We start from the raw sequence: 25,423 nt of genomic DNA on the forward strand, positions 1-25,423 counted from the left end.
AAATCCTCAGTTCTAAAGATTATAGAATCGTCTCGTATTGTCCGTTACTTTTTGATGAACGGTTTCAATATCTAGCGATTTTATAAGTGCGATTTCTTTTATTATAGCAGATAATTGTTTATGAATGTGTAGCGCTTCAAATCCTTCATGCGGCCAAGGACCATCTGTCTCTATCATTAATCGTTCAATTGGAAAAATTGATACAACCTTCCTTGTCTTTGGATTCCACAATATATCTGGCGTTACACTAACCATATAATTTGTTTTTAACAATCGTTTGATCACATCATCACTCGCTTTAAACCAATGGAAATGCGCCTTATTGATCACGTGTTTTTCTAGTAAATCAAGGGTTATCATTGCATCATCATAGACAGCGTGAAGTACGATGGGTAAGTCATATTGTTTTGCTTTCATGATAAACAGTTCAAGCGTATTGATGTAAGGTTGAACGTTTAAATTGGGTTGTTCACGCATTAAATATTGCGGTAAGCCAACTTCCCCAATCGCAATGAGTTCGTTATGGTGGTCATCGATTAAGCTAAGTATACTCGATATTTCATTTGAATCTATTACTTGTTCTGGGTGAAAACCAAGTGCGATATGAACATTATCATGTTGATTGAGTTGGAGTAATTTCTGTGAACCCACGTAATCCATCGCAGTCGCTATGTAACCATCAATTATTTTGTTATTGATAATATGAAATTGATCCGCTTTTGAATATTTGTCTAGATGAATATGAGCATCATACATGTTATAACCTCCTATTGATGTGAATCTTTTATATAGGTCTGATATAAGGTGTAAGGGTATATATCAGAAAGGTGTTGATTAATAAGTAGTTTTGATATGTCACAATTATATTAACAATTTTAAGGTCCATCAATCCAAATCCAAAAAGTATTATCTCAGCTTAATTTATTTTTCAAATCAAATTTTACACTTCGTTTTAGACTAAATTAATAAGGGAAAACTAAATTTGTAAATTAAATTAGGAGGCGAATATTATGGATAAATTCGAGAAGATTGAGCAAGAAATAGAAGGTTATACACAAGACCGTCAACCTGGAACAGAAAAAGATATGGAGCCTAGACCAATCGCAGAAGATGAAAATTATAAAGCAAGTGGCAAATTAGAAAATAAAGTCGCTCTTATTACAGGTGGCGATTCTGGTATCGGGCGCGCAATCGCAATTCTTTACGCCAAAGAAGGAGCAAATGTTGCAATCGGTTATTTTAATGAAGCGACTGATGCAAATGATACTGTTAACAGATTACTAGAGATAGGTGTTAAAGCTAAAGCTTATCAACATGACTTAAAGTCAGAAGATGATTGCAAACAATTAATTAATAGTATTGTTAGTGATTTTGGTACTTTGAATATTCTTGTTAATAACGGTGGTGTTCAGTATCCACAAGAAAGCTTATTAGATATCTCAGCAGAGCAGATACAAGAAACATTTGCCACAAATATATTTGGTATGATGTATTTATCAAAAGCCGCTCTACAACATTTAACTAAAGGGGATACTATTATTAATACATCTAGTGTTACCGCTTATAGAGGTTCAAAAACTTTAATTGATTACTCAGCGACAAAAGGTGCAATTACTTCGTTTACGCGTTCATTATCACAGAGTTTAGCGGAACAGGGGATTCGTGTCAATGCAGTAGCACCAGGTCCAATTTATACCCCTTTAATTCCAGCAACATTCTCTTCCGATAAGGTTGAAAAACATGGTCAAGAAACTGCTTTAGGTCGACGTGGTCAACCGAGTGAAAATGCTCCTGCATATGTTTACCTTGCTAGTAATGATTCAACCTATGTAACTGGTCAAACAATCCATATCAATGGCGGAGATTATATTTCTAGTTAAAAAAATGTGCTTATCTTTTTGAGATAGGCACATTTTTATGATTCAATCTTTGACTTACAATACACAGCGAGTTTCTCTAAATCTCCAAAGTTCGTCTTCACACATTCCATAATTTCGTTGGCTGTTTGATATGCGAAATCATACTGTGCTTTTGTTATCTCTTTTTTAATTAACGCACGTTTCGCATCCTTCTCATCTACAAGTTCATAACGTCCATCTGGTAATACTAAAACATCTAAATACAAATCATGTGTTCTTGCTTTTCCGGGTTCAGGAAAGTTCTTCTCATTGATATCAATATAATACTGTATAGGTTGTCCTTGTCGATTATACATCACCGTAATACTATAATGTTTATTTTTCGGTAATATTTGAAGCCAGCGATATCCGTCATCTGCTACGATAATATCTTCTCCGATAATATTGACGACTAACGGTGATTTTACTTTTTCCATGATAATTTCTCCAATTATTCCTTCAAACTGGTCGTCCTTCACTTCTATCTCATGGTATTCTTTTTTTATTAAGCGGCGCCAACTACGCTTATCTATATATTTGGTTTTCATACCACCCACTCCTTAATATTCATTATATAAAAATAAACAAGGATGATAAATCATTTTATCCCCTTGTTTATTAAAATTATTAAATTATACTTCGTCAGTTGTATAGTGATCTTTCCCTTTTAAGAAGAATGCTAACACAAATGCAAGTAAACTTAATGCTGTTGCAACCCAAAACGCATCATTAATACCATTAATCGTAGCGATTTGCTGAAATTGTCCCATTACAACTTGTGTGCCTAAATTACTATTTCCCATTTGTTGACCAATATCAGACATTGAATTCATTAATCCTGGATTTGTCTTATCGAGTTGATTTGTAATATCACCTATATGTGCTGTCGTTTGTTGAGTCATCACTGTAACGAGTATAGCTGTACCGATTGATCCAGCTAATTGACGAACCGTATTACTAATTGCATTACCGTGTGGAATCATACGTAATGGTAATGCATTCATCCCTGCTGTCATAATAGGCATCATGATGAAACTCATACCAAACGAACGTAAGATGTATATACTTAAAATATGGCCGTAGCTTGTATCCATACTTAATTTTGTTAATTCCCATGTTGCAAATGTCATAATGGCTAAACCGAATATCGCAATCGGTTTAATCCCAATTTTATCAAGTAGTTTACCAGATATCGGTCCCATTAGACCCATGAGTAAGGACCCTGGTAATAATAAAAGTCCCGAATCAAGTGGTGAGAAACCACGGATAGATTGTAAGTATACTGGTAATAATAACATTCCTCCGAATAAACTCATCGTTACAATGATGTTGATTAGTAGAGTAAATGAGAATCCTGAATACTTTAGAACACGTAAATCCATCATTGGCATCTTCATTGACATCTCTCTATAGATAAATAGTAGGATAAAAATTAAGCCGATAGTCATCGTCGTAACAACGATACCTGAATCCCAACCTTTATTACCCGCCTCAGAGAAACCATATAATAAACTACCAAAACCTAATGTACTAAATATCACGCCTGGTATATCTAGTTTAACGTCTTTTGTCGGTTGATATATCTTAAACCAGAAGAAACCAATTAATAATGAAACTAACCCAATCACACTCATCCCATAGAACATAACATTCCAGTGATAATTCTGAATCACCCAACCTGTTAATGTTGGACCAATAGCTGGTGCTAATATCATTGCTATCCCCATCATCCCCATTGCTGCACCACGTTTGTCAGGTGGGAATAATGTCATAAATACATTCGTACCTAAAGGCATTAAAATTCCTGCACCAACTGCTTGTATAACACGACCAAGCATCATTAATGGGAAATTAAATGAAATAGCACAAATGATTGAACCGATAGTAAAGAATATCATCGCTGTTAAGAATAACTGGCGATACGTAAAGCGTTGAATCATATATGCACTAATTGGTACTAATATACCATTGACTAACATAAATCCCGTCGTTAACCATTGTGCAGTTGAAGTTGAAATACTAAAGTCATTAATTAATACAGGTAATGCCACGTTAATTAACGTTTGATTTAATATTGCGACAAACATACCAATCATTAATGCCGTAATAACTTTTGCTAGTGTAATACCTTTTCCATATTGAACAAGTGCTTGCTGTGGCTTCACTTGTTCATGAACAGGTTTATTCACATCTATATCTTCTTTTGCTGTATAAGTTACTTTAGAATTTTTTGTCGTACTTACTTGTTCAAACATTGCTTTTTCAGCAGCAATTTTCTTTTTATTACGTTTAATTACAAGTCTATTTATAATCCAAAACACGAGTAAACTAAAAATGACATATAAAATTATACTAGAGGTCATACAATAACCTCCCTAGTTTTTATGAATGCGTACAGTTACATTCATTCCTGGAATAATGTCTAATGATTTATCTTTATCTAATTCAATTTTTACAGGGACAACTTGTGTTACTTTCGTAAAGTTCGCATTACCGTTAGATGATGGTAACATTGAGAAGCTAGAAGCAGTTGCTAAACCAATTTCTTTCACTTCACCTGTTAAATCTGTATCTTTAAATCCATCAACATAAACATCAACTTCTTGTCCGATCTTAATACCATCGATTTGTGTTTCTTTAATGTTGGCTGTTACAAATAGATTTTTTAAATCATATGCATAAGCTATCGGAGTACCTGCACCTACAAATCCATTTTCAGTAGCTTGTGTTTTGACGATTGTGCCATCTTGTTGCATTGTGATATCAGTTTTTGAAGGTTTTCCGTCTACGCCCATACCAACAACCGTTCCAACTTTATCATTTTTAGAAATTTTATCTCCAACCTGTTTATCTAAGACAGTTAATTTCCCCGCCGTTGGGCTAGCAATCACTAGTTGAGTGCCTTCTACTTTCGCATTGTCAGTTTTGACAAAGTTTGTTGCTTCATTATAAAAATGAAATGCTGCAAATCCTCCAATTACAAGGATGATTAATGTTAAAATATTAATTAAAACGAGTTTTTTCATGGCATTTGCCTCCTATTATTTTTTCGCATAACCACTATTATAGTCCGATTACAATTTCAATCAACCAACAATATTTGTTTAAATGTCGGAAATTGATTACAATTAAGTATTGAAAACGTTGTCAAATCAATAAATTTAGAAAGAGTGAAACAATGACTGAAAAAAAGATAAAAAAGCACTGATTGAATTTGCTTTTATTCAACTAATGGAACGCTTTCGATTTAGAGAAATTACGATAAAAATGATATGTGAAGAAAGTAAAATCAATCGTTCTACTTTTTATGCTTATTTCGAAGATAAATACGCATTACTAGATGGCATGATTGATTACCATATTTCTAACATAGAATATATTATGAATGACAATTTACAAGACTTAAAAAATGAATCTGACAAAAGACCTTCAGTAGAGAAGTATTTACAACAAACCTTTCAATATATTTACGACAACCAACAATTCTTCAGAATATTGTTAACATTGCATCCTGCGCAAAATTTCACACAAAAACTTATCAGTAGTTGGAGAAAAAATTTTTTAGCTATATTAAATAGTACCGTTACGTTAAATTATCCAGATTACTTTGTCAATTACACCATTGGCGGACAGTTTGGGGTATTATTCTTTTGGTTACAAAATGATTGTCCAGAAGATCCTGAGATAATTAGTAGCATCATTTATAATAATATTCTAAAAATTAATCGATAATTTAAAGTGTTTTATTTCACTCAATCGATATATCGAGTATAATGGTATAGAAATAAATTAACGGAGGCAGACAATGAGGTTATATCAATCACTTACAATTGGAGCACTAACAGCCGCTTCACTTATCGCACTACCCCATATTGCCAAAGCAGATACACTGAAAGTAGGCAAAATCAAAAACGAGAATACAATTATTATTACCAACAAATCAGCAATGTCCAAAAAAGTTGCAGGTGATTTCGCACAATATACTCTTTACATTAACGATGCACACACAATTAATGGAGAAAAATATTATCGTGTACAAACAACTGATGACATCAATAATGCAATTGGATATGTAAAGGCAAGTGATTTAAAAATTAATCAAACAAAGATAGTTCCTACTAAAACGAAAGTATATAAAGTTAAAGCAACTTCAACGAAACTTTATGAAGTACCTGAAGGTAGCAGTAGACAAGTGATTGATAGAGTGAGTAAAGATGCAACCATTTCAGTTGAGAAGACAATACGTGTAAACGAGAGTACATATATTCTAGGTACATTACCAAATAGTTCAAAGGGTTGGATTAATATTACCAACGATGTAGGTCGTAAACCTGTACAACATAATCCGATTAAAGAAAAGGCACAACCACAAGTAAAACCTGAACTACAAGCGAAGCAAGAAGTGAAAACAGTCAAACAAGAAACACCGAAAGAAGAAGAATTAACAGAAATCGTTGCACAACCAAGACCAGCCGGGCCAGGTATCAACCATATCGAAGTGCCAATGACGATTAAAGACGCTTTAAAAATTCAATTATCTTTACATCCAAAACCTCAGGCATCTAACGGTATAAAATGGAAGAACGCGCGCAGTAAAGACGTACTTGCAGCAATGAATCCTGAAGATGCAATGAATGACCCTGTTCAAAAGTATCAATTTCTAGCATTAAATGAACCGCAAAACCTAACTGCCGCTCAATTAAATGTATTATTAGAAGGTAAAGGCATACTTGAAGGTCATGGTGAAGCTTTTAGACAAGCAAGCTTAAAATATAATATCAATGAAATTTATTTAATCAGTCATGCATTTTTAGAAACTGCTGAAGGTACAAGTACTTTAGCAAAGGGTGTTAAGGTTAAAGGTGAAGATAAGGGCAAGCGTTTCTACAATATGTACGGTGTTGGCGCTTACGATAGAGATGCTGTGAAACACGGTTCAAAATATGCTGCTAACGTTGGCTGGGATACACCAAACAAAGCGATTATTGGTGGTGCTGAATTTATCTCTAATGGATTTATTTCTGAAACACAAAACACACTTTATACCATGCGCTGGAACCCACAAACACCAGGTGATAGTCAATATGCAACAGATATTTTATGGGCAAGTGCTAATGCTAATTATATGCATGCTTATTATCAAAAATTAGGTATTTCTGGAGGAAAGTTTAACTTCATCCATTACGCAAAATAATTTATTATTGATTACCGGCAATGAATTTTGGAATTTGACTATTTTCCGAAATGATTGTCGGTATTTTCGATTTACCGGCAATGTGCCGATTCATCCTAACCTTTTAAACTCAAAGAAATTGGCCGACAAATTGAATTTGTCGGCCAAAAATAATCCACATTCTTCTAGAAACTTGATAATCCACTAAACTCCTGAACGCGATACATTACTGATTTCCAGAACGATGGATCTTTCTTTACATCATAATGATCTGTTACATGCGCATACGTATTATCCCATTTCGCATCGAAATCTTTATCAATTTTTGTAAATACAGGTAAGTTTGATTCACCAGAAATGATAGCATCTGTTTCTAAATTTAAATCACCTACATTACGGCGAGTTAAGTTCGCACTTCCTAAAATCAACGTTGATTCATTCTTATCGTTATCCTTAAACAACGTAAACTTCGCATGATACTGTTCACCGTGACTGACTGCCCATTTAATCTTTATGTTATCTTCTGACTTAGAAACCAGCTCATGGACCACAGGTTTATTGGGAACCCCTGGCTTTTCTTTGCCAAATGCTTCTTTATTCACATCTAATATCATTTGAACATCCACACCACGTTTACTTGCTTTAATTAAAGCTTTAACAATATCACGGTCAGAAATATAAAACATACCCATCTTAATCGAATCACTATCACTCATACGATCGATTTCTTCAATTAAGGAATCTTTAATCTTACCTTCAGTGACAAGAGTTGTCGTATAATCCATGCTGTTATTAAAAGCACGTGAATTAATTTTGAAGTCATCAACTTTTAAATTTGCACCACTCATATTCATTGCGTGCACTTCACTATTAATCAAATCCTCTTGAATTTGTCCCCTTACTTTTAATGCCACATTTTGGTGATGCCCACTTGGGTCATGTGGATTACTGGATGCGATGATAGCGGCGTTCTCTGTTACCAATGTTTTACGGTGATTCGCTTTCATATTGAGTAATCGACCAAATCCACGCACTGTGACATTCGGTGCATTTTTCGAGAAGATATTTGTAATCAAGCCATTCTCATTATTGCCAAACCAGCGCATAGTAGGACGCCAAATCCCTGAATAAATGGGGTTAGAATCACGTAATGCTACTAAATTTGTTTCGTATAAATTAATACCATGCGCACGTAATTTCTTATAATGCGCCGGCGTATAACTACCATAGAATGAATTGATTGGATCAGTTAACATATAAATATTAATATTAGGATTCTCTTTTTTCTTAGCAATTAAAGTATTTGTGAGTTGCTCTGTAAGCTTCGGAAAATTTTCTCCATCATAGGTGTTATTAAATAAAAACATATCTAATATAATGAAATCCTTCGCCTCTTGAATGACTTGTAATTGATGCTTAAATATCTCATGATCATAATGCATAATATTATCTTTCTTGTAAGTGTTATCAATCAACACTTCAGCATCATTGGTCTTGCTATAATCAAACCACTTTGACACCCCACCAGGCAATGGTTTATTTGCACCATAAATCGCACAAACAATGTATGCGCCAAAGCAAATTAAAGCTATCTTCTTGAAACCAAATGTTTTTTTCTTGCGCTTATTTTTGGACTTTTTAGGAACAATCTTTGAAGTTTTTTTCGCAGCCATTATGACCCTCCTTGTTACACATATTATACCAAATTAAAACACGTGTAATTGAGAAATCACACGTGTTTTCGATTATTTATCCACTACAATAAAACTTGATGATTCGCTTAAATAATATAATTCTTTTCCTTTAGGATTTATTTTATTATTATCAATTTTATCAATAAGTTCTTGTTTATTAATTTTCTTAGCAAAATTATAATCTTTAATATCTTCTTTAGTCAAATCTACTTTATAAAAATTAGATACATTTCCTAGGTAATAATATGTTCCCCCTGGGAGAAGATCACTTTTCTTATTGAAAACTTTATTGTCTATTAAATATTTAATCATATCTTCATCATAAATGCTAATGGGTATTGAAACCATTCCTGATTCAGTAAAACTTTCATTAATAGCATTAAATGACTCGCTAAATTGCAAGAATACACCAGTTTTACTATCTTGAATTAACGGGTCCCTATTCACATTATATTCAAGAGTCTTTTGCAATAACGGTTTTAAATCATCGAAATCTTTATTCGTTATACTTCCAGAACCACTGAAATTATTTTGATGTTCTGCAATAATAGCTAAATCATGTTTCTTTAATTTATCCCAAGGTATATTATCAACAAATTCATTATTTGATACACCGTTTTGAATCAGAGCATTAAATTTTCTATCATACTGATCTTGATAGTTATAATTTCTTTCTATAATTTTTCCAGATTTCATTTGATATTTTATTACAACATAATTCATGTAATTATCTGCACTTTTATCTTTTATAAATCGATGAGCCTTCGTAATATTGTCTATCGCTTTCTGCGAAGTAATTTTTACATTGTCTGTTAAACTTTCGCCATATTCGTTTTCATTGTGTTTTAATATCACACTCTCAACTTTTTCTGCTTGCGGTACATACTTTTCTCTCATTTGTCCTGAAATGTATATCGCAACAATTGCTACAGCAATCATGCCAAGTGTCAATGCATAAAGTTTACGGTCGAAATTAATTCGTACCGATTTTTGTGCAATCATTTCTAAGAATATATAGATTAACGTAAATGATACGAGATAGATAAATATTGTGATGAACTTTTGCTCATTAAAAATTGAGTTGAAAATAATCCCGCCGAGTAGTGTCGCAATCAACATTGATATAAAGAACACGAAGAAGTGCGCGTAATTTGTTGAATATGCTTCGTTAATACGTTCGTTCTTTCTTTGTTTATAAATTACAAATAACAATATAAATATGACTGTACTTACGAGAAATATCATTATTAAGTATTTAAAGTCAACTTGGTCAATTGCTATATCGTTAATAAAACGAATGGGTACGGTTAAGTTAGTCATGAGCTCGTCTGGATAATTTTGAAGTCCTTTAAACATAAACATATGTGTTGTATAAACCATTGTTCCTAGAATAAATGGTGATGCTATTAAAATTAATGAAGATACTAAATGATTCAGCATATTATTAATGAATAGACCAAACAACATTGTAATCGTAAAGATAAAGAAATCAATTACCAAATTCACTAGAATCCAAATAACAATTTTCTCGATATCTATCGATGCATATTTAATCTCAACTATCCAGGTAATCAATCCATTTAATAATAAATTCACAAGTAAATGTGAGAGGAATACTGCATAGGCCGTTATTAATATGCGCTCGCGCTTAATTGGTAAGCTGTGAATAAAGTCAGATGCCGCTTGTGATTTAAAATAATATGTCAAAAATGCGGCACACAAAAGTGTATAAAGCATCGTACCAACAAAGTAGATTGGCATCGTCATCGTTTCACCAATTAAATATTTACTATGATTGTGAGGTCCTGCACCTGAATCAATATGTGCAATCACATATGAAAAAGGCACGAGTATAAATGTACAAATAATATTAATAATAGTTAAAAAAATAATTGAACGTGATAAATTACTAAACAGTGCTTTATTCAACGATAATGTTTTCAATTGCATAGCCGTGACCTCCTAATTCATAAGTAAATATTTCTTCTAGTGATAATGGTAAAATGTCATACATTAATGGATGCCCTGAAGTGATATATTGTTCGATATTGTCAAAGTTTCCTTTAACAATACATGTTACCACGCGACCTTTAACAGTCTTCTCTACTAAGTCCATGCCATTAAAGAATGAATCATTTGGAATTTTCTCAAACGCCATTTGAATCTTAGCAACATTTCCTTTTAAGACATCTAAATCACGTGCCATTAATATTTTACCTTCATGCATTAGTATCACAGAATCACAGAAGTCTTCCATTTCACGCAAGTTATGACTTGAAACGAATAATGCCATCTCATGATTACTCACATCTTGAATTAAGATATTCTTTATCGTATGACGAACAATTGGATCTAAGCCATCAAATGGTTCATCTAGTAACATTACTTCTGGACGTGCTGCAATTGCTAGAATGAATGCACATTGACGTTTCATTCCTTTTGATAACTTTGATAGTTTTTTATTCGGATTCATTTTCAACAGTTCAGTTAACTGTTTGAATCGCTCATTACTGAATTTAGGATATAACTTTTGATAAAAATCTCCCATTTCTTTGAGGTTCGCATGTCCAAAAAAATACGGAATATCCGAAATAAATATCATCTTTGATTTAAAATTTTCATTCTCAAATATATCAGTGTTATTGTACTGAATCGTACCTGAATCAGTGTCATAAATTCCTGCAATCATTTTGAGTAATGTCGTCTTACCTGCACCATTACTACCGAGTAAACCTTGAATACTTCCCGTTTGAATTGTTAAAGTTGCATCATTAACTGCTATAAAATGTCCAAACTTTTTTGTAGCATTGCTAATTTGAATCATCGTTGTCACCTCGCATCGATTGTATTTTTTCTATAATTTCTTCTTTTGTTAAGCCTAAGAATAATAACTCTTGAACGATTTTCTCTAATGAATCAGACAACATCTTAATTCGCTCCTTCTGCATTGAATCTTCAACTTTATTCACAAAGCTACCTTTTCCAGGGACTGAATACGTATAGCCTAAACGCTCTAATTCACGATACGCTTTCTGAATCGTATTCGGATTAATTGTAAGTTCTTGCGCCAACTGACGTACGGATGGCAATTGATCATCTGTGTGTAATACGCCATTCATAATCTGCAGTTTAAAGCCACTCACGAGTTGTTCATATATCGGGACACGGCTGCGATTATCGATTGATATCATAATATCTCTCCGTTTCTACTGTATTAACTGTACTATTTACTATAATACACTTAGAACAGATATTTGCAAGTAATATTTGTAAAATAACATAAAAAAAGAACACACATAATTTTGTGTGCTCTTAAATGGTTATAGACTAGGCGACTTACCACCATCGATATTTATTGCAACGCCACTAACATAACTTGCCGCTTCACTGACTAAGAAAGAAATTACATTTGCCGCTTCACGCGTGTCACCAATACGTCCTAATGGAATATCAAACTTCGGATCTCTTGCATATTCTTCCCAAGTTAACTCTGGTGCTTCAGCTTGCCAACGTTTTTCTATTTGTCCGCTGCGAATGAGTCCGATACAAACTGCATTCACACGTATATTATATTGTGCTAAATCTCTGCTCAACGTCTTTGTTAACGCTAGTCCAGCTGCACGTGTTACTGATGTAGGCGTCGTATTTGCTGGGGGATTCTTCCCTGCAACAGCTGTTAAGTTCACGATAGCTCCACCATTTTTCTTTAATTCGGGTATCGCAGCATGTAACATATGTAATGCACCAAAGATTTTTAAATCTAAATCTTGTTGCCAATCTTCAATCGATACTTCTTCGAAATTCTTCGCAAAAGCACTTCCAGCATTATTGATTAAAATATCAAGCTTGCCGTAAGTATCAATAGCTTTATGTACGAAAGCTTTACAATCTGATTCTTTCGTTACATCACAGACTTGATATATAATATCTTTTCCTGTTTTCTCTTTAATTTCTTTTACTACTTCAACCAATTCATCTTCGTGGCGGCTGGCGATGACAACGTGCGCGCCTTCCTCAACTAATACAGTTGCTGTTTCTTTTCCAATTCCCTTACTAGAACCTGTTATTACTGCTACTTTACCTTGTAAACCTAAATCCATATCATCAGCTCCTTTTAACTAAAATATATCAAAAATCATGCTATGATAGTAGAAAAAGGATTGATAAAATGAATGTTTGTTTCTTACGTGGCATCAATGTGAATGGTATAAAAATTAATAATAAAGATTTAAAAAATGTGTTTGAAGATTTAGGATTTTGGAACGTTACACCGATATTGCAAACAGGAAATGTAATTTATAATACTCCGCTGAACTTAGACGAGCAGAAAGTAGCAATAGAAGTAGCACTTCGTAATACGTTTGGTTATGAAGCATTTGTCATTTTACGTGATGGAAAGCATATGCAAACGCTTTTTGACGACTACCCATTTGAATTAAATGATATCATGCAACCATATGTGATCTTTGTAAATAAAGAGATGATTATGCAGGATTTAATGTCGTTACCACTTGATGATAATGAATACATTCAAAGAGGTGAAAGCATTGTGTACTGGACTGTACCTAAAGGAATGACTTTAGACTCTAAATTTGGTAAAGCTTTAGGAAAAAGAATATATAAAAGTGAAACTACTTCCCGCAATTTAAGAACAATCGAAAAAATTGTTGCTAAATTAAATGAAAAATAAAAAGATTGCAGTTTAAAATATCCTGCAACCTTTTAGTTTCAATCCATTTATTCTAAAAATGTACGTCTAAATCCATAGAATGGTCGAAAGTGATTTTCATAATAACTTTTTGAACTGCTTGTCGCAAGTAGTTCCATTCGTGTTGTTGGATATAATGCATGAACATAATCCATTAAAGCTTTAGCATAACCGTTACCTCTTGATTCATGTTGCGTAATCAATTCGCAAACATAAAGAGAAACATGTCCATCCGTAATTGTACGTATAGCAGACACAGCATGTCCATTTACTTCATAAACATAACTTTCACTATTCATCCATGCAGCAAGCGTTTGTTCATGTCGGACGACTAAATTGTCCCAACCTTCATGCTGATTCATCTGTTGAATTGCATTAATATCACTTTCCATAAATTTACGAATCATGAGCAAGCCCCTTTTTCTGTTTTTCTTTAATTTGTTTTAATAATGCCATTAAATCCTCTTTCACAAAAGGTGCAAGCGTCTCCATAAAAGTATTGGTCATATGGCTTTTATCAGCATAAGCAACAACATTACCAATAACGGGACGACATAATGTATCTGGGCAAATGCGATTTGTATAATCATAATAATAGACATTGGTTGGCGGGTTTTCCAGACGTGACCAATCTGTTCTTTTGGGAACGACTAGATTTTTGTCAATCGTACATTTTTTATTGGCACGTCCACTACACCACCTGAAACTCTATGCAACCAAATATGATACACTGCTACAAGTTGAGCAGCTACTGCACGTAAACCTTCAATTTCTGGCCTAAATTTTTTTGTATTGGTTTATTCTGTGCCATCATTTTCACCTTTTAATTTGTATTTGGTTATATTATTCAAAAAAATAAAGTCGAGCAAAACCCGACTTTATTTCTCTGTATCTATTATAATTCTACATTATGATGAACCGTTTGAACATCTTCTAAATCTTCAATAGCATCAACTAATTTTTCAAATGTTTCTAAATCAGCAGGTGTTAATTCTAACTCATTTTGAGCAAGCATTGATAATTCAGCTACTGTAAACTCTTCAACACCCGCTTCTTTTAATGCATTTTGTACTGCTGCAAATTGATCAGGTTCAGCATAAACAATCACGTGACCTTCTTCTTCTAATACATCACGCACATCTAAATCTGCTTCCATTAAGATTTCTAATGTATCATCTGCTGTCTTGCCATCAAAACCAAATACTGCAGTGTTCTCGAACATATAACTTACTGAACCAGAAACACCCATGTTACCACCATTTTTCCCGAATGCAGCACGAACATCACTTGCGGTACGGTTTACATTATTTGTTAATGCGTCAACGATTAACATTGATCCACCAGGACCAAATCCTTCGTAGCGTAATTCATCGAAATCTTCTTCGCCGCCACCTTTTGCTTTTTCAATCGCTCGGTCAATAATGTGTTTTGGCACAGAATATGTTTTTGCACGCTCAAGTACGAATTTTAAATTTTGGTTTGATTCAGGATCTGGCTCACCAGACTTCGCTGCTACGTAAATTTCACGACCAAACTTTGCGTAAATTCTACTTGTATTTTTGTCTTTAGCTGCTTTCTTATCTTTAATATTGTTCCACTTACGACCCATAAATTACACGCTTCTTTCAAATTAATATGTAATTATTATACACTTAAGTTGTTAATTGCACAAAACAAAAATAAGCACATTTGGAAGAATCCAAATGTGCTTAAAATTTGATTAATCTTTTAAAATGCTTGCTAATCTTAAGATATCCATAATGATGTTTAGTAAGTTAATAAATAAGTTAAATCCCATTTCTCTTGGTGAGAACTGACCACGTTTCATACGATTAAAATCATAAATCGTATATAGTAAAAAGATTGCTAATCCTGCAATTGTAATCACTAAGTGAAACATTGGAATTTGTATAAAAATTCCTGCAAAACTTGCTAGCACTAAAACGATTAATGCTGGAAATAATAATCTACCTAAATTTGTCGCGTCTCCAACGACAAAGTATCCAAGTGCTCCAAACGCTAAGAAAGCTCCAATTGCTAAACCAACGTTTTGGTAGAATACAGTTGGTCCTAACGTACCGATATAGTACATAAATGATGCATAACTGACTACACCTAACGCAAATGCTAATACATTGGAAATAATAGCGCCAAATTTTCTAGATGATCTCACAAATAATGAAATCATAACCAATGCAAAAATTAAGACTGAAACCATCATGCGCATACCTGGTGGAACGAATTGTCCTAAGTAAGTTCCGACTGCAAAGATTACCCAATAATACATAAAATAAAGCCATGCATTTCTGATAGCTGAACCATGTGACATTTGTTGTGGTGCTTGATAACTATAATTGTTCATTTAATCCCTCATTCTAATAAAAATATATTTCTGTATAAACCATTGTACGTTGTAATCACAAATTACTCAAATTTTGTGAACTTATGTCGTTTACTCAAAATAAAGTGTACATATTTTAACCTCACTCCATTCACAAAAAAGACAACCCAAAGGTTGTCTCTTATCTAGACAAACATACTAAAGATTAAAATGAAGATTAATCCACTCACTGATATAATCGTTTCAAGTAGTGTCCAAGTTAATACTGTTTCTTTCACAGTTAGTCCGAAGTATTCTTTAAACATCCAGAAACCTGCGTCATTTACATGAGATGCGATAACACTTCCGGCACCTGTTGCTAGAACAACTAATGCTAAATTCACATCACTTGTTTCTAAAATAGGAATAACAATGCCCGTTGTAGAAATAGCTGCCACAGTTGCAGATCCTAAAGCAATTCGTAATACGGCTGCGACTAACCATGCAAGTAAAATTGGTGAAAAATTCGATTGCGTAAATAATGTCTCAACATGTTTACCTACACCACCATCAATTAATACTTGTTTAAATGCACCACCTGCTCCAATAATTAATATCATCATACCAATGGGATATATAGCGTCAGATACAGATTGCATTACATCCTTCATTTTACGTCCTCGCATCAAGCCCATTGTGAAGATTGCAATAACAATAGAGATTAACATTGCAGTTGATGCATCACCGATTAAGTAAATAGTTTTCATGAATGTATTTGGCTCCACACCACCCGCTTCAACAATCAGCTTCACTACAGTTGCAATTAACATCAAGATAACTGGGAATAAAGCCGTTAATGTACTTATAAAAAATCCAGGTGTTTCTTCGATTTTAAAATGTACATTTTTACCTAAAGAAGAGATATCTCCTTCTCGTGTAAATGCTGTTGGTGCAATTTTTTGTGCAAACTTACTAAAGAGTGGACCAGCGATAATTGCAACTGGAATACCTATAATAAATCCATACAATAAGACTTCACCTAAGTTCGCACCATATTCCTTGGCAATCATTACTGGCCCTGGATGTGGTGGTAAAAATCCGTGTGTTACAGATAAAGCTGCGGCCATTGGAATACCTAAATATAACGCAGGTAGTTTCGTTTCTTTTGCAATAGTATAAACAATTGGAATTAATAATACCAAACCTACTTCAAAGAATAATGCGATGCCAATAATAAATGAAGCCACAACAACGGCCCATTGAATATGCTTTAATCCAAATTTATCGATTAAAGTATGTGCAATACGTGTTGCACCTCCACCATCAGCGAGCAACTTACCAAGCATTGCACCAAGTCCAAATATTAATGCGATATGTCCAAGTGTTCCACCCATACCCGCTTCAATAGTGGCTACAATTTTGTCTAATGGCATACCTAATAATAATGCTGTTGTAAATGCTGTTATTATTAATGAAATAAACGTGTTCAATTTGAGCCCCATAATTAATACAAGTAACAATAATATTGCAATTAGAACCGTAATCAACGGCCATTGTTCGGTGAAAAAGTTCATTATTTTTCATTCCCTTCATGGTTTCTTTGGAAATTTGCCATATCTAAATAGACGTCCATCAATTGATTTGTTACTTTCATATAAATCGGTAAAATTTCTCTGTAAATCAATACATTTTTGTACATCGGTTGATGTGGTTTCGTCACACCGACCATGTCACTGATATGATTGAAATCAGGCTTCAAACCAAGTGCAACTTGACCTAAAGTCACAGCACCTAAACATGAACTTTCCACACTTTCAGGGACAATAACTTCATGTTCGAAGATATCAGCCATCATTTGACGCCATAATGCACTTTTTGCGAATCCACCGGTTGCTTTCAACGTTTTCACTTCATCATCCATTAATACACTAAGAGCAATAAACACAGTATATAGATTGAAGATAACTCCTTCTAATGCTGCACGTATCATGTGTTCTTTTTTATGAGATAATGTTAACCCAAAGAACGAACCACGCACATTTGCATTCCAATACGGTGCACGCTCCCCTGCTAAAAATGGATGAAAAATCAGACCGTTACTAGCTGGTGGTACACGTTCAGCAATCTTCGTTAATACTTCATAACTATCAATGCCTAACCGCTTTGCAGTTTCTACTTCACTAGAAGCAAACTCATCTCTTATCCAGCGTAATACGACCCCGCCATTATTCACAGGTCCACCAATTACCCATTTATCTTTTGTAAGTGCATAACAGAATAGGCGACCATGTGCATCTGTCTTCGGTTCATCAATTACTGTTCGAATCGCACCACTTGTACCAATTGTTACAGCTACCTCACCTGGCTTAAATGCATCAACACCTAAATTACTTAATACTCCGTCACTTGCGCCAATAACAAAAGGCGTATTAACATTTAAGCCCATCTGTTCAGCATATTCCGCATTTAATCCTGTTATAATTTCAGTCGTATCTACCGCTTTTGAAAAATAATCTTTATTCAAGCCTAGTAATTTAAGTACCTCTTCATCATAATCGAGGGTCTTTATATTAAATAAGCCAGTTGCACTTAAAATAGAATAGTCTTCTACATAACGATTGAATAGTTTATAAAAAATATAACCTTTAATTCCGATAAATTTTTGAGCCTTATTGAAATTAACACCTTCTTCATGCTTAAACCACATTAACTTACTCAAGGGACTCATTGGGTGAATCGGCGTACCAGTTCGTTTATATATTTCCAAACCATTATACTTACTATTCAATAATTCACTGTATTTAAAACTACGATTATCTGCCCATGTAATGCTGTTTGTTAAAGGTTTATGAAACTCATCCATTAAAATCAAACTATGCATCGCACTCGAAAAACTTACGAAGTCAATTTCATCTTTTAGAGCGCCACTTTCTTTTATCACTGCTCCAATTGTTTTAAGTACCGCATCAAATATTTCATTCGGATTTTGCTCTGCGATATCACTGTGCGGTGTTAGTAAAGGATATTCTTTATGTTGAATTGAAATTATTTCACCTGTTTGATTATAAAGAACGCTTTTAGTACTGGTTGTACCTATATCAACACCAATCATATACATCTACTATTCCTCCTTAGTTTGCGAATAATATAAGCTTTCAACTTCCTCATTTAAGTCATCAAAATTAATATGCAGAACTTTTTTGTATAATTTTCTATCTTGATTTCGAATAGCTTCTATATACATTTCATGATTTTTGAAAATACGTTCAAAATCCGATTTATCTTGAGTCATACGTTGTTGCATTGAAATAAAGTTTAAGATCAACATATTGGGTTTAATGGACAACCATAACTTTTCTAGTTGTAGATGATTAATTGATTCAATCATTGTTTGATGGAAGAGTATATCTTGCATCGCAAATTCAGCTGCATCATCAAATTTTACTGTTACCCGCATCATTTCAAGCTTCTTTTCAAGCTCTAAAACAAGTTGTCCAATACAACGTGTTTTAATCTTTTCAAATGCAAACCCTTCTATCATAATACGCATATCATAAAGTTCTTTAATATCTTTTTCACTTAAACGTTTAATAACCGCACCCATTCTCTCTAAGCGAATCAAGTGATCCATTGCAAGAATTTTGAGCGCATCCCGAATGGGTGAACGACTCACTTCATATGCTGCTGCTAATTTGTTCTCAGATAGCTTTTCACCATCTTTTAATTCGCCGGAAATAATTTTATATCTTAAATCAAAAGCAATACGCTCACCAGATGATAAATTTTCTGTCCATTGTTTCGGTAACATTTTTCCACCTCGTCTACTTGTATACAAGTATGGTACATGAAAATATATATATTGTAAACGTTTACTTTGAAGCGTTTACAAAATTGTCACAGAACGACGACAAAAAAAGTGCATGATTCACATAAGAATCATGCACTTCCTCCAAAAATTTTTACTGTTTCAATAATCTATTCAACGCATCAATTCCATTATGGAACTCATGCTTTCCAGTATTTTCTGTAATCAACTGAATTTCAGGGAACGCTTTTTTCCAACATGTCTGATGATTTATATCAACACGGTCATCATCAACAGATTGAATATGGTACATTGGTACTGCTGTTTTTAATTCACTTATAATGACATTTTGTGGATCACTGAATTTATCATCACAACCAAAAAACGGTGAGCCAATCATCACAACCTTCTCAATTTGATGTTCCACTTTATTTTCAGTCAAATATTTCGTAATTACTGTCCCACCAAATGAATGCCCCACTAAGATTACAGGTTCATTAATCGGTACTTCATTTAAACTCTTAATAAACACTTTAACCCAGTTGTCATAAATTTGACCTGCATCTCTCGGATAGACACTGGCATGCCAAGTGCACTCCCCAATATTATCCTTTGTCTTACGAATTAATGGATTACTACCTGTTGACACAGACTGAACGCCTGCACTATGTACAAATACAATATGTTTCATCATAATCCCTCCATATAAAAAAGATAAACTACATAATTGTAGTTTACCCATTTTTATAAAAATATATTTAAAACAAGATATATCAGTGCTGCAATCACTGCAGAAATCGGTAATGTAATTACCCATGTTATAATCATACGTTGCGCTGTCGTCCACTTAACACCTTTAACACGATGACTTGATCCTACACCAAGAATTGATGATGAAACAACGTGTGTTGTTGATACTGGTAAATGTATGAAAGTTGCCCCAAAAATAATGAGAGCAGACGATAGATCTGCAGCAACACCATTTGCCGGACGTATCTTCATAATATTACCACCAACTGTTTTAATGATTTTCCAACCACCAACAGCAGTTCCTAGCCCCATCGCAGTCGCACAAGCTAATTGTACCCAAAGCATTGGCTCTGTACTACCTGTCTGTATACCTGCAGAGATTAATGCCATTGTAATGATACCCATTGCTTTTTGCGCATCATTTGAGCCATGAGAAAATGCTTGAGCAGCTGCAGTGAATATTTGCATAAATCTAAAATTTCGATTTGTTTTAGTTAAATTCGCATTTCTAAATACAATTTTTATAATAGTGTATATAATATATCCAATAATAAATGCGAGTAAAGGTGAGATGATTAAAGCAATGATAATTTTAATAAAGCCCGCGTATTGTAATACACCAAATCCACCTGAAGCTACTGCAGCACCTGCAATGGATCCTATTAATGTATGACTCGATGAACTCGGAATCCCATAATACCAAGTAATTAAATTCCATGTAATCGCTGATATGAGTGCTGCAAGGATAACTACTGATCCATTTTGAAGTGTGAACGGATCAACAATATCTTTACTTACTGTTTTAGCAACACCGTGAAATAATACGGCACCAAAGAAATTTAATATTGCTGCCATAAGGATTGCTTGTCTTGGTTTTAAAGCTTTTGTTGAAACTGCAGTTGCAATTGCATTAGCTGTATCATGAAAGCCATTAATAAAATCAAATGCTAGTGCAAAGATTACGATTGCAATCGTAATAATAAAAATCGGTTCCATAGTAATGCTCCTTAACTGTTTTTCATAATGATAGATTCTAAAATATTCGCTACTGTTTGACACTTATCAGCTATATCTTCTAAAGATTGATAAATATCCTTAACCTTCATTACTGTTAATGGATCTGTTTCTACAGATAAAATATGTTTAATTGATTGTCTTAGGATACCATCACAATTTGTTTCGTATTCTTTGATGTTAATAGAATGTACACGGACATGTGAAAATTTTTTCTCTGCAATTAAACTCACCGCAGTCTTGATTTCTTGTGCACATGCTTGAATGTTGCGTACAAACTCAGCCATATATTCATCAGAATATTCAATGGTATACATTTCAAACATACCTGCTGTTTCTTCCATACCATCCATTACATCATCAATAGCATTACTTAACGCTAAAATATCTTCTCGTTCAATCGGTGTGATGAACGTTTGGTTTAAGTCAGAAATCATTTGGTGCATTAAATCATCACCATTTGTTTCATATGATTTAATTGTATCTGAGTACTTCTTTAAATCGAATGCAGAGTGAAAGTTCATATCTCCAAAAGCTACTGCTGCACGATCTAAATTCTCCGCCATCGCTTCTAATTGAACTGCAAACTTATCTTTCTTTCTGTTAAACATCGTAAATCCTCCTATTTAATAAAAAGCTTATTTAAGACTACAACGATATTTTAAAGTAAATTACCTAAGAAGAATAGTGTTTTGTAAAAATAAAGTAAAGTTTTTTTAGAAAGCGCTTTCTTTATTACGGCATTGTAAATTTAACGTAACAGCATTGTAAATTTGACCTAAAAAAATAGACATCCTTATGCATGATGAATGCAGTAAGATGTCTAAATATTATTTTGTATACTTTTTCTCAATACCTTTTTCTTTTTCTTCCTGAAAACGCTCGATTCTCATTTCTACATCAAATATTTTCATCGTCAAATGATGTATGGGCGCTTGCGTTAACAAATAGATGAGCCAAGGTAATGTAGGTTCATAGTCATGTAATGCTATGATTAATATATCTGTATCTTTTAAACGTCTAAACTCCATACGCGCTCGACTTTCCTCATGTGCATGAAGTAATACACCGCCTGTAATATTATATACGATACGATTGTCATCAGATTTATCATTATCTTTTTCTAATGTTAAGATATGCTTTTTTACCGCTAGAATATCAAACCGACCATCCATTTCTTTGACTTCAACAAAGTCTAGAGCCATATCACTCAACCATGCAAAGTAATGTTTACTGACTCTCTCTACTGTCCAGCTTGATGGCATCAGTGTTCTTTGAATACTACGTACATCATTGGATTTTGAGTTTTGCGTTTGTGCGACTATTCCTTTTCTTTTTACTGGTGTTTTTGTGATTTGCACGGGAGTTTTGTAGCTTTTTAGAATATTAATTGTTTCTTCATCATCACCTGTACCTGAAACATAAATAATTGACTTTAAATTGGTTTCTTCGGCTGCACGTGCAAAGTTATCTGCACTAATCGCGTTGATATCTTGAAACGTTGCATCATTCAATTTGTTTGAACGCTTCGTTGGATCTAAGAAATATACCCCAAAATCAACTTGCTGCATGGCTTCGATACAATCATTTAGCGAAAACATATCACCAGTAATCCATTGGATATCTTGAGCAAGATCTTCTATTGGATATTTACTCATCGCATAAATTTCAAATTCATCTTTTAAATGTTCATATAGATTTTTACCAATATAGCCTGTAGCGCCAGTTAATAATAAACGTGGTTTCATTATATAGCCTCCATATGTCTCATTTCTTTTATTGTACCCAATTTAGCCTATGTATAAAAATGTTTCGTGCAATTAAAATACTATTTTAATTTTGGCTTTTGAATATGGTTCGTTTTAACAGTATTCGATGAATAAGGTGATTGACTTGTATAATTCCCTAAAAACATCATTAACTTGCGATATGTTATTCTTGATTCTTTTAAATCCATATGAAATTGATATTGATGACGTAAACGATGTGTATCATCAAAGAAGGAATGTGCATATGGAACACCATTTTTCTTTAGTATTTTTACCATCTCAAATGCTTGCGTATCAAAAGGATCTGCATCACCAACCGTTAAGAATGTCGGAGGATAGTATTGCGTGATATTCGCTGTCGTACTCAACTGCTCTATTGGTTTGAATTTCTTTTCCCAGTTTTTTTCTCCCGTATAACTTTCCAAAAATAACTCAATTCGAGGAAACTTGGTTGCACGAACTGTTTGCATATTATACAGACCTCCGAACAGCACAACTGCCTTTAATTGATTGGGTTTAAACACTGGTTCTAATTGCATATCACTCATTAATTTTTCGTTTGTGTGCATTGCAGCGAATTGACTGGCAATTTGTGCGCCGGCTGAATCACCTCCGATAATAACTTGTGAGTAATCGATTGGGAAATTCATTTCATTCTTTTTTAAGAATTTCGCTGCTTCAAGTTCTTGTAATATTGGAGTTGGATATTTATTGTTTGGCGCAAGTGCATAATTCATATTTGCAACAACAAAACCTTTTTCAGCAACTTGGGCTAAATAAGGATTCTTATATCTCTTATCACCTGCAATAAAACCTCCACCATGAGTCCATATAATGAGTGGGAGTTTATCCCCTTTGCGAATTTTACTCGGCATAATAATATCCATTTGAGATAGTGGCGCAATATCGCTATATGTTATGTTTTGAATTATCTTTACATTCGGATTTTCAATTGCTTTATCACTTAGCATCGCGTTTCCAGAGAATCTAGGATCAGTATTTTCATTCCAACCCATTATTTCGGATATCATCATGACGCATAATGATAAAAGAATTGTAATCACTAAATATCTTTTTTTCATTCAATCGCCCTTTCTAATAGTACATTATTATAGCATATCCTTAGAATGTAAAAAAAATAAAATGGGAGAATTCCCCCATTTTATCTTTAAGCAATATGATTTTTACCTCTATTTTTACGTTTAAAGTATTTCCATGTAATACCTGCACATAGAATAAGTCCAACATACCCCATTATCGGATATACCGTTCCTACTAGTTCTGTAAATCCAACAAAACTAAGTACATAAGCAAGTGCCATTAAACTAAATAACATCAGCTTGTATTTTTTAGAATAGGGTGTTGAAAAACGGGCTAAAAATGAATACATTAGACCAGCAATTGTATTATAAATGACCATTAACATAATGATACTTAATACCACACCTATGATCGGATGAATTGCTTTCCCTAAAATTAGCGTAGGAATCGCTGAATCATTAATATTTTCTAACTCACTTAACAGTCCAGAATTCACCATTAACAATAAAATGAGTAATACTATACCACCAATAAATCCACCACGGCCGGCAACCTTCATACGACTTGCGTCTCCACCAATAGCTGCCATCATACTATAACCTGTCGCAAATGCTAATCCACCGTAGTTAATACCTGACCACCACCACATTGAAGTTTCTGGTAAGAAAGATAATTTGAATGGTTGTTTATCTGTATTAATATGCTTGTGAACTTCATTTAAAGGTACTGATCCGTTAAAGAAATAGTAAACTGCAATAATCGTCACGACAATAATAAGAAATGGTGTAACAATCCCTAAAGCACTAACAATTTTATCGAAATCAAGTAGTAATGTAATAATAATTACAATGACCATTAACAGTGACCCTAACCAAATTGGTAATCCAAAACTTTCATGAGCTGCACTTCCAGCTCCTGCAATCATAATGACAGAAATTGCATACAGAAAGAAAACTAATATGTAGTCAATTACTTTTCCAAATTTTTCACCAAATAGGTATTGAATTGTCGGCTCGTGACTATCGGCATCTAAACCATGTCCCATCTTGGTCGTTTGTCTCCCAAAAAAAGTGAGCATTAATCCTGAAATAATTATAGCAAAATAGCTATAAATACCATAGTTCGTGAAAAATGTTAAAACCTCTTGACCTGTAGAAAATCCAGCCCCAACAATGACGCCGACATAGGCTGAACCTATCTTTAAAGCTTCTTTATTCCCTTTACTCATCAAAACGCTCCTTAAAAGTATTA

General features: G+C 33.7%; 26 protein-coding genes. 4 read left to right on the plus strand and 22 right to left on the minus strand.

The window, feature by feature from the left end; genetic code table 11:
- Positions 1–12: 12 nt before the first annotated feature.
- On the minus strand, positions 13–756 hold the full coding sequence (locus tag ACMGE9_RS03255; RefSeq protein WP_414043826.1) for a TatD family hydrolase: 744 nt from the start codon (positions 754–756) through the stop codon (positions 13–15).
- A gap of 254 nt (positions 757–1,010) precedes the next feature.
- Here ACMGE9_RS03255 and ACMGE9_RS03260 point away from each other — a divergent pair, with 254 nt between their 5' ends.
- Entirely contained in the window at positions 1,011–1,880 is an 870-nt protein-coding gene (locus ACMGE9_RS03260) for an SDR family oxidoreductase (RefSeq protein ID WP_414043827.1), read from the plus strand.
- A gap of 35 nt (positions 1,881–1,915) precedes the next feature.
- Here ACMGE9_RS03260 and ACMGE9_RS03265 read toward each other — a convergent pair whose 3' ends face one another.
- From ACMGE9_RS03265 to ACMGE9_RS03275, 3 genes are all read right to left on the minus strand, one after another.
- Complete coding sequence (locus ACMGE9_RS03265) at positions 1,916–2,446, minus strand: DUF402 domain-containing protein (RefSeq protein WP_414043828.1); 531 nt, start codon at positions 2,444–2,446, stop codon at positions 1,916–1,918.
- 84 nt (positions 2,447–2,530) lie between these two features.
- A complete protein-coding gene (locus tag ACMGE9_RS03270) occupies positions 2,531–4,261 on the minus strand; it encodes a DHA2 family efflux MFS transporter permease subunit (protein WP_414043829.1) in 1,731 nt (576 codons plus the stop codon).
- Between the two features lie 12 nt (positions 4,262–4,273).
- Entirely contained in the window at positions 4,274–4,924 is a 651-nt protein-coding gene (locus ACMGE9_RS03275) for an HlyD family secretion protein (protein WP_414043830.1), read from the minus strand.
- Between the two features lie 205 nt (positions 4,925–5,129).
- On the opposite strand from ACMGE9_RS03275, the gene ACMGE9_RS03280 reads away from it, so the two are divergent.
- Together ACMGE9_RS03280 and ACMGE9_RS03285 are read left to right on the plus strand one after the other, a co-directional pair.
- The gene (locus ACMGE9_RS03280) at positions 5,130–5,630 is read left to right on the plus strand and encodes a TetR/AcrR family transcriptional regulator (protein WP_414043831.1); all 501 of its coding nucleotides are present in this window, start codon (positions 5,130–5,132) and stop codon (positions 5,628–5,630) included.
- Between the two features lie 73 nt (positions 5,631–5,703).
- A complete protein-coding gene (locus ACMGE9_RS03285) occupies positions 5,704–7,092 on the plus strand; it encodes an N-acetylglucosaminidase (RefSeq protein WP_414043832.1) in 1,389 nt (462 codons plus the stop codon).
- Positions 7,093–7,256: 164 nt separating this feature from the next.
- Here ACMGE9_RS03285 and ACMGE9_RS03290 read toward each other — a convergent pair whose 3' ends face one another.
- The 5 genes from ACMGE9_RS03290 to ACMGE9_RS03310 all read right to left on the minus strand — a co-directional run bounded on the left by ACMGE9_RS03290 (position 7,257) and on the right by ACMGE9_RS03310 (position 12,865).
- Positions 7,257–8,744, minus strand: coding sequence for a phospholipase D family protein (locus tag ACMGE9_RS03290; protein WP_414043833.1), 1,488 nt, complete (start codon positions 8,742–8,744; stop codon positions 7,257–7,259).
- Positions 8,745–8,816: 72 nt separating this feature from the next.
- Positions 8,817–10,715 (minus strand): hypothetical protein, encoded by a 1,899-nt coding sequence (locus ACMGE9_RS03295; RefSeq protein ID WP_414043834.1) that lies wholly within the window; start codon positions 10,713–10,715, stop codon positions 8,817–8,819.
- Complete coding sequence (locus ACMGE9_RS03300) at positions 10,687–11,589, minus strand: ABC transporter ATP-binding protein (protein ID WP_414043835.1); 903 nt, start codon at positions 11,587–11,589, stop codon at positions 10,687–10,689. Before ACMGE9_RS03300 ends, ACMGE9_RS03295 begins: the two co-directional genes overlap by 29 nt.
- A complete protein-coding gene (locus tag ACMGE9_RS03305; RefSeq protein ID WP_414043836.1) occupies positions 11,576–11,956 on the minus strand; it encodes a GntR family transcriptional regulator in 381 nt (126 codons plus the stop codon). The genes ACMGE9_RS03300 and ACMGE9_RS03305 overlap by 14 nt, the downstream gene beginning before the upstream one ends.
- A 129-nt stretch (positions 11,957–12,085) precedes the next feature.
- On the minus strand, positions 12,086–12,865 hold the full coding sequence (locus tag ACMGE9_RS03310) for an SDR family NAD(P)-dependent oxidoreductase (protein ID WP_414043837.1): 780 nt from the start codon (positions 12,863–12,865) through the stop codon (positions 12,086–12,088).
- Positions 12,866–12,933: 68 nt separating this feature from the next.
- Here ACMGE9_RS03310 and ACMGE9_RS03315 point away from each other — a divergent pair, with 68 nt between their 5' ends.
- Positions 12,934–13,455 (plus strand): DUF1697 domain-containing protein, encoded by a 522-nt coding sequence (locus ACMGE9_RS03315; RefSeq protein ID WP_414043838.1) that lies wholly within the window; start codon positions 12,934–12,936, stop codon positions 13,453–13,455.
- 47 nt (positions 13,456–13,502) lie between these two features.
- Here the strand turns inward: ACMGE9_RS03315 and ACMGE9_RS03320 are convergent, their stop codons facing one another.
- The 13 genes from ACMGE9_RS03320 to ACMGE9_RS03380 all read right to left on the minus strand — a co-directional run bounded on the left by ACMGE9_RS03320 (position 13,503) and on the right by ACMGE9_RS03380 (position 25,400).
- A complete protein-coding gene (locus ACMGE9_RS03320; protein WP_414043839.1) occupies positions 13,503–13,880 on the minus strand; it encodes a GNAT family N-acetyltransferase in 378 nt (125 codons plus the stop codon).
- The gene (locus ACMGE9_RS03325) at positions 13,870–14,139 is read right to left on the minus strand and encodes an SGNH hydrolase domain-containing protein (protein WP_414044439.1); all 270 of its coding nucleotides are present in this window, start codon (positions 14,137–14,139) and stop codon (positions 13,870–13,872) included. Before ACMGE9_RS03325 ends, ACMGE9_RS03320 begins: the two co-directional genes overlap by 11 nt.
- Positions 14,140–14,368: 229 nt before the next feature.
- Entirely contained in the window at positions 14,369–15,082 is a 714-nt protein-coding gene (locus ACMGE9_RS03330; RefSeq protein ID WP_414043840.1) for a YebC/PmpR family DNA-binding transcriptional regulator, read from the minus strand.
- Positions 15,083–15,193: 111 nt separating this feature from the next.
- Positions 15,194–15,835 (minus strand): Bax inhibitor-1 family protein, encoded by a 642-nt coding sequence (locus ACMGE9_RS03335; protein ID WP_414043841.1) that lies wholly within the window; start codon positions 15,833–15,835, stop codon positions 15,194–15,196.
- Between the two features lie 164 nt (positions 15,836–15,999).
- On the minus strand, positions 16,000–17,367 hold the full coding sequence (locus tag ACMGE9_RS03340) for a gluconate:H+ symporter (protein ID WP_414043842.1): 1,368 nt from the start codon (positions 17,365–17,367) through the stop codon (positions 16,000–16,002).
- Entirely contained in the window at positions 17,367–18,911 is a 1,545-nt protein-coding gene (gene gntK / locus ACMGE9_RS03345; protein WP_414043843.1) for a gluconokinase, read from the minus strand. The genes ACMGE9_RS03340 and gntK overlap by 1 nt, the downstream gene beginning before the upstream one ends.
- A 3-nt stretch (positions 18,912–18,914) precedes the next feature.
- Entirely contained in the window at positions 18,915–19,601 is a 687-nt protein-coding gene (locus ACMGE9_RS03350; RefSeq protein ID WP_414043844.1) for a GntR family transcriptional regulator, read from the minus strand.
- Between the two features lie 151 nt (positions 19,602–19,752).
- Complete coding sequence (locus ACMGE9_RS03355; protein WP_414043845.1) at positions 19,753–20,289, minus strand: serine aminopeptidase domain-containing protein; 537 nt, start codon at positions 20,287–20,289, stop codon at positions 19,753–19,755.
- A 53-nt stretch (positions 20,290–20,342) separates the two neighbouring features.
- A complete protein-coding gene (locus ACMGE9_RS03360) occupies positions 20,343–21,344 on the minus strand; it encodes an anion permease (protein WP_414043846.1) in 1,002 nt (333 codons plus the stop codon).
- A gap of 11 nt (positions 21,345–21,355) precedes the next feature.
- The gene (locus tag ACMGE9_RS03365; protein ID WP_414043847.1) at positions 21,356–21,973 is read right to left on the minus strand and encodes a DUF47 domain-containing protein; all 618 of its coding nucleotides are present in this window, start codon (positions 21,971–21,973) and stop codon (positions 21,356–21,358) included.
- Positions 21,974–22,192: 219 nt separating this feature from the next.
- Entirely contained in the window at positions 22,193–23,110 is a 918-nt protein-coding gene (locus tag ACMGE9_RS03370) for an NAD-dependent epimerase/dehydratase family protein (protein ID WP_414043848.1), read from the minus strand.
- Positions 23,111–23,190: 80 nt separating this feature from the next.
- Positions 23,191–24,213, minus strand: a complete 1,023-nt coding sequence (locus tag ACMGE9_RS03375) for an alpha/beta hydrolase (RefSeq protein WP_414043849.1) — start codon at positions 24,211–24,213, stop codon at positions 23,191–23,193.
- Between the two features lie 86 nt (positions 24,214–24,299).
- On the minus strand, positions 24,300–25,400 hold the full coding sequence (locus tag ACMGE9_RS03380) for a hypothetical protein (protein WP_414043850.1): 1,101 nt from the start codon (positions 25,398–25,400) through the stop codon (positions 24,300–24,302).
- Positions 25,401–25,423 lie beyond the last annotated feature (23 nt).

It is taken from the genome of Macrococcus animalis (genome assembly GCF_047425875.1).
In the GTDB taxonomy this organism is placed as follows: Bacteria; Bacillota; Bacilli; order Staphylococcales; family Staphylococcaceae; genus Macrococcoides; species Macrococcoides animalis.